Origin of the sequence: Oligoflexus sp. (genome assembly GCF_035712445.1) — a bacterium.
In the GTDB taxonomy this organism is placed as follows: domain Bacteria; phylum Bdellovibrionota_B; class Oligoflexia; order Oligoflexales; family Oligoflexaceae; genus Oligoflexus.
Genome location: NZ_DASTAT010000131.1, coordinates 42857 through 54643, shown reverse-complemented (window position 1 = coordinate 54643; position 11787 = coordinate 42857). Strand labels below are relative to the sequence as shown.

Genomic DNA, 11787 nt, shown 5'->3' with positions numbered 1-11787 from the left:
GGCGCGAAGTAATAGGACTCATCCCGGATAATGCCGAGAACCCGCTTTTGCCAGCTGTTGAGAGGCGCGTATTCCAAAAGGAATTTCAGGACATCGCGCTCGGGATGTTCCGGGAAATTCTTTTTGCGCTTGGCCTTCTCTTCATTCTTGGCTTTCTGGCCTTCCAGAAACTCGTTCGGGTTGATGTAGCTGTCCATGTATTTTCTACTGGACGTGAGCTTATGCACGGGCTCGCCACGATAGTGCTCGGTCTCATCTTCGTAATTGGCTGGCGTCACGTTCCGCGCGGGCTGATTGAAGGGTGCATAGATATCAATGAGGTTTTCCAGCGACAGACAGCAGTCAATGTAATCTTCGACCTCGTCATGACCGACGTCTTCGATGAAGCGGCGGATCACCGAGGCATGGTTGGCCATCTGATCCAGCATCTTCCGATTGGTTTTGCTGAACCAGTAGTTGTTCTTGAAGAAATCACAGTGACCGAAAACGTGCGCGATCACCGTCTTCTGCGAAACCATGTTATTGGCGCGCAGAAGGTAGGCGTAGCACGGATCGTTATTGATCACCATTTCATAGATCACCGACAGACCGTAGGTGTAGCTCTTGGACAGACGCTCGTAGTCCATCCCAAAGCGCCAGTGCGGATAGCGGGTGGGGAAGCCGCCATAGGCGGCGATTTCGTTCAGCTGCTTGTAGTCAACCAGTTCAAAAATCGTTTCAAAGAAATCCAGGCCTGCGCGCTTCGCGGCTTCCTGAATGGAAGCGGCCAGGTCACGCAGCTCGGGAGTCAGTTGGGTGTTGTAGACCATGCTTACCTCCCCTTGCCTAAAAAGATCTTGAGTGCATCCATGATCGCGTCACGGTCTTTGATCTGACAGGTCGTGATGCCTTCGTTGGCTTCCCCGAAGTGTTTGTGCAGATCGCGGAGGAACTGGCCCGATCCATAGCGGGATTCCACCTGACCGTAACAGAACATGTTGGAAACCGGCAAAAGACTCGATTCGAGGATCTTCATACAATCCGCGGTATCGTTGCCCGACCAGTTGTCACCATCCGAGAAGTGGAACAGGTAGATGTTCCATTCATGAGGATTGAAGCCGTCCTCGATCAATTTCAGAGCCAGTTTATAGGCCGAACTGATCAGGGTACCGCCCGATTCCTTGGTCTTGTAGAAGGTATCCGAATCCACTTCCCGCGCGGTGGCGTCGTGGATGATGTAACGGCGTTCGAGGCCGTTGTACTGCGTGCTCAGCCAGGTATCGAGCCAGAACGCGGTCAGACGGACGATTTCCTTCTGCTCATCACCCATCGAGCCGGATACGTCCATCATATAGATGATGACCGCATTGGCGACTTTTTCATGCGTGATGCGATAGGAACGGAAACGCTTGTCGTCCTTGACCGGGATGATGACCGGATTATCCGGATCATAATCACCGCTGGAAATGCTGCGGCGCAGCGCCTCCTTGAACGTTCTCTTGAAGTGACGCAAAGACTCAGGACCCTTCTTCAGGATGCCCGAGTACTTGTACTTCTTGTCCTCGATGTTTTCCTTGCCCTTGCTTTGGATATTAGGAAGCGCCAGCTCCTCGCCCAGGATCTGAGCGAGTTCTTCCAGCGTCACATCCACTTCCAGGCTATGCTGGCCTTCGCCTTCCCCAGCCTGGCCTTGACCCGGCTGCGGTTGACCCTGGCCTACTGTATCACCAACTTCGCCATCCCCCTGACCGACTCCACCTTTTTCCCGATTGCCGAAGCTGAAATGAGGAATGTCGATGCGAGGAAGAGGGATGGTAATGCGTTTATTTCCCTGGCGACCGACAAGGTCGCCACTGGAAATGAAACGCCGGAGTTCTTTTTTAATCTTGCCACGGACGATTTTTCTGAACCGGTTGAGATCCGATTCCATTTTCATGGCCAAAAATCACCCCCATCTCCGGCTTAGGTCTTATTTCTTATCTTTCTTCACCACATCACCGCGCGCGAACACGCTGGCCACGAAGCCCAGAGCGTCGGTTGCGCAGATCTCGCAGTAGCCGTAGTTCTTGATCAGACGGTTTTTGACCACATCAATCTTCGCCTGAGCTTCCTTGTCGACCACGTTGGACACGAGGCTGGTGAGCTTGATCGTGTCTTTCTGGTCTTCAAACAGTTTCAGCTCAAGGGCTTTGTGCAGACGCTCGTTCGTACGGAAGTCAAAGGCGCGTCCTTCGAGAGCCAGGGCCCCGATGTAGTTCATGATTTCACGACGGAAATCGTCCTTGCGGGAATCGGGGATGTCGATCTTCTCTTCGATCGAACGCATCAGGCGCTCATCAGGCTCTTCCGCTTCACCCGTGTATGGATTCTTGACTTTTTCCTTCTGGGTGAAGGCTTTCACGTTGTCGATGTAGTTGCCGCAGAGTTTATCTATGGCACTTTCATCAGCCGAGATCGCACGCTGCACTTCGTGCTTCACGATGTCTTCGTATTCCATCTTAACCAGAGCCAAAAGCTCGCGGTAACGCTTGCGGGTCTCTTCATCCTTGATCAGCGAGTGGGTTTTCAGACCCGACTCCATTTCATTCAGAATGATGAAGGGGTTCAGGCAGCCGTTGCCTTTGTCCACGACCAGAGCGTTCGAAATCTTATCCTGGATATAGCGTGGACTGATGCCGTCCATGCCTTCACGGGTCGTTTCCTTGCGCAGTTCCTTGACGTTGTCTTCGGTAAAGCCTGGGATGGATTTGCCGTTATACAGCTTCAGCTTCTGCATGATCGTAAGGTTGGCCTTCTTCGGCTCTTCCAGACGAGTCAGAATCGACCACATCGACGCCATTTCCAGCGTGTGCGGCGCGATATGGATATGCGGTACCGTCTTGGCATTGAAGTCCTTGCGGTAGATTTCCACTTCGCGATTCAGACGCGTGATGTAAGGAACGTCGATTTTCACAGTACGGTCACGGAGAGCTTCCATGAACTCGTTGCTTTGAAGTTTGCGGTATTCCGGTTCGTTGGTGTGACCGATGATCACCTCGTCGATATCCGTCTGCGCAAATTTCTTGGGTTTGATCTTGTGCTCCTGACTTGCTGTCAGAAGGTCATAAAGGAAGGCCACGTCGAGCTTCAGAACTTCGACGAACTCGATGATGCCGCGGTTGGCGACGTTGAATTCACCGTCAAAGTTAAAGGCGCGAGGATCGGAGTCGGAACCATACTGTGCGATCTTCCGGTAGTTGATATCACCGGTCAATTCGGTTGAGTCCTGGTTCTTCTCATCCTTGGGCTGGAACGTACCTATACCGATACGATCCTGTTCCGACAGAATCATGCGGCGAACCTGGATGTGCTTGTTGACCATCTTTTCCCAGTCACCGTTGTAGCGCTCCATCAGCTTGTTATAGACAAAGCGACAGGCTGGGCAGAGATCGCCTTCGATGTGCACGGCTTCGGCGCGATCGCGGTTTTTATTCAGGATCTCGAGCACCGCGCGGCGGCGTTCCATGGGAATGACGTGCAGCGGCTCTTCGTGCATGGGGCAGGGCATGGTGTCTTCCATACCGAGCACATCGCCGAGGCCGATCCACGAATAGGTGTAAAGCGCACCTGCGTCAGTCCGTGAATACTGCTGCAGCCCTTTTTTCAAAAGGCGAGCGATGGTGGATTTCGCCGAGCCAACCGGCCCGTGCAGAAGGATCACGCGTTTTTCAGGGCCGTATTTCTGCGCGCCGGCCTTGAACACATTCACTAGTTTGTTCAGGTGAATGTCGAGACCGAAGACGGCATCGCGGCCGTTTTCAAAAGGGTCATCGAAGAATTTCCAGTGATACAGTTCTTTTTTGTACTCGTTGTAAGTTTCATAACCGTAGCCGGCAATCATATCGTACACGCGTTGGAAAGCGGTGCGGGCGATGGCTGGGCGCTCAATGACCATGTTCAAATACTCTTTGAGGCTTCCCGTCCAGTGCAGTTGCTTGTACTGATCATGAAATTCATGTTCTGTGATGGCGCTGATGATCTTGCTGGCATCCATGCTAGCCCCTCGCTGGTAGTGAACGATGTCGCTGCCCTAATCATAGGTCCTGATAGATAACGGAAGCATAAACCGAAGCATCTGGCAACTTTTTGAAGCGCCTTGTTCGATCACCTTCTGCCATCCATCTAATTTTTGCTGCTTAATGAGTGGGTGTCCCGCTTTCTTATATAAGAATATCGGGGAAAATAGGGTAAGTCAAAAAATGTTTTGGAAGAATGCTATCTTGCATACACTCCTGAGGGAAAGTATGGACCTGTTCTCATGAGAACTTGATAAAATTGGAAAAAATTAAAAAAAAGGTGGAAAAGCCTGGAAATGCAGCCCCCCACGTTGCGGGGGGTGACGGAGTGAGCTTCGGGGGTGACGGAGTGAGCTTCGGGGGTGACGTGGGTGTTGCGCGACCCCCGTTGCCGTCGACGGACGCGCTTTGTGCTGCGTGGACTGTCGACTGCTGCCGCTCACTCACCCGCAGGCGTTTTGTACTGCTGCCCCAAATACTCGTTGATAAAGGTGTCGATGGAACCATCGAGCACTTCATCAGGAGCAAAGGATTCATGATCGGTTCGATGATCCTTAACAAGTTTATAGGGATGCAGAACATAGGAACGAATCTGACTGCCGAACGACACATCGCTCTTGTTGCCTTCAACCACGGCTTGCGCGGCTTTGCGGGCTTCCAGTTCGCGTTCGTAGAGGCGTGACTTCAGGATTTTCATGGCCTGATCGCGGTTTTGATGCTGCGATCTTTGCGTCTGACAGGCCACGACAATACCTGATGGCATGTGCGTGATGCGGACAGCAGAATCCGTACGGTTTACGTGCTGACCACCGGCACCGGATGCGCGATAGGTATCGACTTTAAGATCCGAGTCCGCGATCGTGATCTCAATATTGTCATCAACAATCGGCGAAACATAGACCGATGCAAAAGAGGTATGGCGTCTTGCGTTGGAGTCGTAAGGACTGATCCGTACCAAACGATGCACACCCGATTCCGCTTTCAGAAGACCAAACGCGTAAGGTCCGCGCACCTCGATCGTCGCACTCTTGATGCCTGCCTCGTCGCCGTCCTGAACGTCGTGGATCTCGGTTTCCCAGCCTTTGCGTTCGGCATAGCGCAGGTACATCCGAAACAGCATGGACGCCCAGTCACAGGATTCGGTCCCACCGGCGCCCGAGTTGATCGTCAAAATTGCATCGTTGCCATCGACTTCACCGCCGAGCAGACTCTGGATTTCCAGGGCCTGCAGCTCTTTCTCAAGCAGTTCGAGAAGGCGTACGGATTCCTGAAGATATTCTTCATCACCGGCTTCTTCCGCCAATTCGAGAGCGGCCTTCAGATCGTCGCGCGTTGCCGTCAGGACTTTCGCCCGATTGACAGCCAATTCCAAAGCGCGTTTTTTCTTCAGGATGGGAGCCGAGACAGTGGGGTTGGACCAAAAGTCGGGACGGGCTTCTATTTCAGCTTCGATGTCCTGCAGCTGGGATTGCTTGCTAGGGACGTCAAAGAAACCTCCACACGCGATCGTACTTGGTAGCTGCTTCTTTGGCGCGGGAATTGAGAACGTCTAATTGCATATAAGGATTCTCCAAATAGGGGAGCTTGACGGTCGAAGACCGACGAAACTACCATAACTGCAAGACGACCGCCATAGCCAGCCTGCCGCGAAAGGACCCGCGATGATACTTCTGACCAAGCTGGATCAGCAAAAAATCCTTATCAATCTGGAAACCGTCAAATATATCGAGTCAGTTCCGGACACCATCATTTTTTTTACCAACGGTGAGTCTTTGATGGTGCAGGAGTCTCTCGATGCCATTTCCCAAGCCGTAGTGGAATACCAGGCTGCCGTATTTCGCCAGTCCGCGACGACGGCCCCTTGAGTCTGCGGCATTTTCTGCCGACCAGTCCTGCAACCTTCAGAACAAGGAAGCAGGGATTTGGGTCTTTCCCTTAAAAAAGCGCTCCTCCTCCTGTCAGGCCTCGGGCTTGCCGGCGGGATCGCATTCGCGCGCAAAGCACCCAAACCCGCGCCGGTCCCCAAAGAGGACCCCAAATCCGAGATTTATGAACGCTCGGCCGACAGCATCATCAAAAATTTCATGTTCGTCGGTGACTTTGAGCAAAAAGAGGAAACCCGGTCGAACAGCTCCGAAGTTTTCTGGCGTTATCCCTCGACCCTGCCCAAGGTCAGCTTTGATCTGGATATGAACCCCGAATTTGACAGCGAAGCCATGCGCGCGGATTTTCCGGCCACGACCGGGGAAGGACGCGCCTATCAGCATATGAACCGGGGCCGCGTCCTCTTTCTGGAAGGCAATGTCGATGAGGCCCGCAAGACCTGGCTCAGCGGCCGCGCACGCTATGGCCGCAAGTACGAAGCGCACCGACGGGCGGATTATTTCATTGCCCAGTCCTTCCTCTATCAGGGCTGGCTGAAGTGGAAGGCCAATGGCAAAAAGTATGATGTACCGGAAGTTCGGCAGGATTTTGTGAATGCCACGACCTTCCTCGCCTGGGCTTTTGATCGCAAGAAGGATCTGCCCGACGGTCTTTTGGAAAGGGTTTCCCCGCGGGCTTACTACAATCAATCCGTTATTTACTTCAATTATGAGCGCTGGGCCGGAGTCTCGGGATCGGTGGCGAATGGACTCGACTTTCTGCGCAGAACCGGGCGCAAGGAATACCGCCGTGATCTGCGCCGCATGATGGCCGAGGTGCATATCCGCAATCGCTCCTATCTGGAAGCTGTGCAGGAACTGGATCTGACTCTGCGCCAGGACGAGGATACGGCTTCATCCGCTGCGATCTTCGCGCGCATCGGTGATATCTATTATGATCTGAACAACTTTGAGCTGGCTGAAGAGGTCTACGCAGCGGCCAACAAAATAGATCGCGAGCTGAATCAGATCCGTCCTTCGCAGTATATCCTGCGCGGGGAATCCCTTTTCTGGCTGGGCCGTTTCGAAGAAGCGCGCAAGACCATGCAGTATGCGCTGCAGGCAGCTGGCTTGCCGCAGGCTGTGGAGGATCTTGATACCAATATGCAGGCCCTGGCCAGCCTCAGGATCGCCGATACCTGGCTGGCCACCAAGAACTATGAAAAGGCCCGTCTCAGCTACTTTCAGCATGGACAGGAATTTCGTGGGCACGTCACAGCTAACTTCGCGAGGATTCGCCTCGCCTGTCTGGAGCTTCCCGAATACGAAGGCAACAACATCCTTCATGCTCGTAAGCTGCTTCAGGAACTCAAAGGCCAGGCGGATGTGATCCCGCCTCCGGCCCAGGAAATGGCCTGGACCTGTGAAACGGCCTCGTATGCCCAGCACGAACGCACGCCGGAAATGGTCGAGCGCGTGCGGGCCTTCGCGCAGAATTATCCCAATTCGGCTTTTCTGCAGAAGCTGGTCGAGCCTGTGCGCGAAGTTCAGTCCCGCAAGATCGAAGATTACTTCAAAGCCGGGGACATCTTTGGTGCCGTGCAATTCTTCGAAAAAACCCGGTCCTATCTGTTTCCCGAGGTCAACGAGAAACTCGCGACGCGGCTCTTCGCAGCCTATGCCGAGATCAATCAGGCCGGAAAAGCCAAGGAGTTTCTGCCCGTTTTCGAAAAGAGCCGCATGAACGAACTGGGTCTTTTGCAGCTCGCTTCGGTGCTGGTGGAGCTGGTCGATCAAACCGAGGGCAAGGATAAGGATCATTGGGTGCAGCGCAATCGTGAGCTGGCCCTGGAGCTCGAAAAGCTCGATATGTATATCCCGCTCGAGGATCGCGTCCGCCTTTACCTGCATCGAATCATCAATCATAAGCAGGGCTTTGAGCACTATCCCTGGATCCTGGCTCTGGGCCTGAAGTGGGTGGAGGACGACGTGTCGATCGGCTGTGATATCGTCTATCCGATGCTGCAGAAGATTCAAACCCATGATCGCCTGCGGGAGCGGATGGCCGTGCAGCGCACTGCCACGCGCTTTATTGATGGCAGCCTGAAAGACCTTCTGCGTTTTGAAACCAACTGCGCCTATTCCCTGATGGAACTGGAACTCGATATGAACAAGGGCGCCATCAGCGAGCTGGCGCAGCGTTATCTGAAACGCGATTATATTCCCTTCAATGCGATGACGGCCTCCATCATCTGGCACGTTGCGGAGGAGTCGAACGCCCAGGGTGATAAGGAATCGGCCGTCGCGCTTTGGAAGCTCCTGACCACCAAAGGCGGTGCAGAAATCCCCGAGGTTCGCTATGCGCAGAGTCGCCTCCGGGTGCAGCCCACCGAGTTGGAAAACCTTTGGCAGAATTGATCATTCGCAAAAAGTCCGACAAAAGTCCTGTGATCTTGACCCAGCCGCCGCCCACGCTCCCATCCAAGCCTTGGAAAGAATTCAAGAATTAACCTGAGCGACCGATGAACTTACTGAACTCGGCTCTTTTTCGTTACGAGCGAAGGGATGATGTTATGTCGAGGTTTTTCAAAGATCCCCTGGTTGTAGCCGCGCTGGCCACACTGCCCGCAGCAGCGATAGGGTTTTCTTCCGTGATCGAATTTCAAGGCTTCGTCGTGCCGCTCCTGGCCGCTGTGCTCTGGGCGTTTGTCGTGTTCCAGGCCTTCAGCACCAAGGACGCTGCGCCTGAGAAAGACGAAGGCGATGCCGACGAAATCCAAAGGCTGCATCTGGAGCTGCAAACGGCCACCGACAAGGTGGATCGCATTGCCGAAAAGAAGCTCGTTCTTCTGAAGAATAACCTCGACAAAAAGCATTCGCTGGACAAGAGCGGACTGGAGACGGCGCTCAAAGAGCTGGAGATTGAAAACAACCGCCTGCGCGTGCAGCTCGGCGAACGCAACTCCGACCTTGCCAATATTCGCGTCCAGTTGAATGATCTGAAAGTCGAGATCGAAGGCCACCGCGAGCGTCTCAGTAAGCCCGGCAATAATGATGAGGCCGTGAAGCAGAACGAGAGAATCCGCCAGCTTCAGTCGCATCTCTCGGAGCGTGACGAGCATCTTGCGGCCCAGGAAAAACTTCTGCGGCATATCCTCGGTCTCGTGCCCACGATTCAAAAGCAGATGTCCGCCGTCATCGAACACACGGAAACCTCGGCCATCGAGATCGGTGACAAGGTTCGTTCCATTTATGAAAAAGCCCAGGAGCACCTGGCTGAATCCAACGAGATCAATAAGCAATTCTCGGGCAGCCTCGGCAAAAGCGATGATGAGGAAAAACTTTCGCTGTCCGGCGTGATTTCCGTCGCACTGAAACTGCTTCAGGAAATGACGGACATGCTGGATGAAAACGGCAAACTCAATCTGCACTTCTCGCAGTCGATCCAGGCCATCCTGGAAAACACCGCGACCATCAACAAGATCACCGAAGATATCCAGTACATCTCGGATCAGACCAACCTGCTCGCGTTGAACGCGGCGATCGAAGCTGCGCGTGCCGGCGAGCATGGTCGGGGCTTCTCGGTGGTTGCCGAGGAAGTCAGGAAGCTGTCGGATCGGACCAATCAGGCGTCCAACGACATCACCCAGATCGTCGGCAAGGTGAACGATTCGATCGAGGCCATTTCCAAATCCTTGATCGATAACAGAAGCAAGACGGAAAGCAAGAAGGATAGCGTGGATAAAGCGGTGAAGTCACTGCTTCAGACCGCGCGCGAATCCACAGCCGTGTTCTCGAAGCTGGTCGACTCGTCGGTCATCAGCTCCCAGAGCGTGGCGCATAACATCGACCAGATTATTCTCAGTCTGCAGTTCCAGGATATTACGCGGCAGGAAATCGAAGCGGCCGTGGTTCCGATCCGGCAGATTTCGAATCTGGCCGAGGAAATGGTCACCAAGCTCAGTATGCTGAGCACGGACAGTATGAATGAGCGTCCGATGAAGATGGCGGCAGGCCAGGACTTTGTTCCGTCTGCAGCGCCCAAGAGCTCGGCGTCCCCAGCGCGTCAGGCGCCTCCGACATTGACCTTCGATGATCCGCCGGTCGCGACCGAGCTGAAATCGACGTCCGTGAAAAAGCAGGATAGCAAAGCAGGCGAAGTCCTGGTGTTCGATACGCCGGACGAAAAGCTGAAGAAAGAAGTCGAGCCCGGGACGAAAGAGGAAGCTGAAGATCAAAAAGGCGCCGAACGCGGCGATGTCCTTCTCTTCTGAACCAGCTAGGCGACCTGAGGCCGCTGATCCATAGAGCAGATCTCCAGCATGGAAAGGAGATTGCTTTTGAAGACGCGGCGCAGATTCTCCTCCAGATGCTGACCTTCCCCCAGCGCCAGCCGCTGAAAGATTTCCGAACCCAGATACTCCCCGAGGTGACGGCTCAGGCCAAAGTCCTGGTGCTTGTCTTTCTCATGAAGTCGGGACAGATCCTCCAGAATCCGTTCGGGATTCCGCAGAAGGTCAACGCCTTCCTCGGAGACGCGCGGACGCCTTGGATTCATGATGGAAGCCGCGAGGGTTCCGCAGGCCTGTCTTTCAATCCTTTGCATGAAGTTCAGTCGTCCTTCACGCCGAGGTGCCTGGAGCATATCGTAAAGGTAGAAGCCGGCGATTTCGGCAAAGCGATTGATGCTGGGTTCACGCAGGAGCACAGTTCCCGAGGGGCTGAAGTAGGCAAAGCCATCCAATTCGCAGCGCCGCTCGGCCGCGGAAAGTTCCGTGCGCGTGAGTTTCAGTTTGGCTTTGATATAGCTGCGCGTGGCCTTGTCAGGTTTGATGTAAAGGTCAAAGTGCGAAAGATCGTTGGTATTGACCTTCAAACCCATGAACTGATTCAAGGCTTTCAGAATATGCAGCAGCTGATAGTCGAAGTCGTATTGATGCTCGGTATAAAGGTCGAAATCATCGCCATGGGTTCCATCCCAGCTCGCATGGAACTCCTCCCACATCGCGAGCGACTGCCATTTGATCCAGGGCGCCGTATTCAGAACGCAGAAAAAATCCTGCGCGAGCCGCAGATAGTCGGTGCTCTCTGTGGGCAGCTTTTTGGAGCTGAACGCGTAATCGTCGATATTATTGACCACGCGGACCGTTTTGATGCCAGGGTTTAAATGAGCCAGAAGATGCTGGTCTGCCAGGTGATATTCACCAATCAGGCAAAGGCAGAGCTGCTGTGGATTTTTCTCTGCCCATTCATTCAGTATATTCGCCGCAAAGGCATCGCGCCTTGTCAAACGATTCGGGGTGTCGAACTGCGAATTGATGCCCGAGACGCGGATGCCTTGCTGCGCGCAGAAAGCCACGATCGGCTGATAGTTTTCCCAGGGAAAACCCCACTTGTTATGATAGTCGATGCGCTTCAGGAATTTGTCTTCCGGCAAACGTCCGGCCAGGAACTCGTCGATCGCAGGTTGATCTTCGGCATTGAATATTTCCAGCGCCACCATCAGGGGACGGCCTGGTTCGCGACTCCGAATGTGGCGCAGAATCCTGAGAAATCCACGTTGGGATTGCCGCAAGGTGTGGAAGTCACCGAACAGCGTGATATGCGCCGCGGTAATGCGCGCAGCCACCTCATCAATGCTGCTGGGCAGCCATGTCGATGGCAACGACGCCTGAAAGTTGCGGGAATAAGCGAAAATTTCCGCTGTATTCATCGAAGTGATATGCTGCGTCGCTTGAATCGCATGCTGATAAAGTTCCTGATGAAAGGACTGTAACTTATGCAATGCACTGCTGGGCACAGCGAACCTCAAACATGGAGATAGGTAGGCCGTTGAAACGGCTTTATCACTTTCAGATGGGGCGTGGAAGCTCTAAAAATAGTTTACCACA

Annotated in this window: 8 protein-coding genes; 3 read left to right on the top strand and 5 right to left on the bottom strand. The window is 53.8% G+C overall.

The window, feature by feature from the left end; translation table 11 throughout:
- The 4 genes from VFO10_RS27820 to prfB form a co-directional block, all read right to left on the bottom strand.
- The coding region (locus tag VFO10_RS27820) for a SpoVR family protein (RefSeq protein ID WP_325145284.1) at positions 1-809 on the bottom strand (809 nt) is incomplete at its 3' end.
- 2 nt (positions 810-811) lie between these two features.
- On the bottom strand, positions 812-1921 hold the full coding sequence (locus VFO10_RS27815) for a DUF444 family protein (RefSeq protein WP_349259392.1): 1110 nt from the start codon (positions 1919-1921) through the stop codon (positions 812-814).
- A 27-nt stretch (positions 1922-1948) separates the two neighbouring features.
- Entirely contained in the window at positions 1949-4012 is a 2064-nt protein-coding gene (locus VFO10_RS27810) for a hypothetical protein (RefSeq protein ID WP_325145283.1), read from the bottom strand.
- Positions 4013-4473: 461 nt separating this feature from the next.
- Positions 4474-5574 carry a peptide chain release factor 2 gene (gene prfB, locus VFO10_RS27805; RefSeq protein WP_349259393.1) on the bottom strand — a complete coding sequence of 367 codons (1101 nt, stop codon included), beginning with the start codon at positions 5572-5574 and terminating at the stop codon, positions 4474-4476.
- 121 nt (positions 5575-5695) lie between these two features.
- On the opposite strand from prfB, the gene VFO10_RS27800 reads away from it, so the two are divergent.
- The 3 genes from VFO10_RS27800 (at position 5696) to VFO10_RS27790 (ending at position 10170) form a co-directional block, all read left to right on the top strand.
- On the top strand, positions 5696-5899 hold the full coding sequence (locus VFO10_RS27800; protein WP_325145282.1) for a flagellar FlbD family protein: 204 nt from the start codon (positions 5696-5698) through the stop codon (positions 5897-5899).
- Between the two features lie 57 nt (positions 5900-5956).
- The gene (locus VFO10_RS27795; RefSeq protein ID WP_325145281.1) at positions 5957-8314 is read left to right on the top strand and encodes a tetratricopeptide repeat protein; all 2358 of its coding nucleotides are present in this window, start codon (positions 5957-5959) and stop codon (positions 8312-8314) included.
- Between the two features lie 155 nt (positions 8315-8469).
- Entirely contained in the window at positions 8470-10170 is a 1701-nt protein-coding gene (locus VFO10_RS27790; RefSeq protein WP_325145280.1) for a methyl-accepting chemotaxis protein, read from the top strand.
- Positions 10171-10175: 5 nt separating this feature from the next.
- On the opposite strand, the gene VFO10_RS27785 is transcribed toward VFO10_RS27790, so the two are convergent.
- Complete coding sequence (locus tag VFO10_RS27785; RefSeq protein WP_325145279.1) at positions 10176-11696, bottom strand: ChaN family lipoprotein; 1521 nt, start codon at positions 11694-11696, stop codon at positions 10176-10178.
- Positions 11697-11787: the final 91 nt, after the last annotated feature.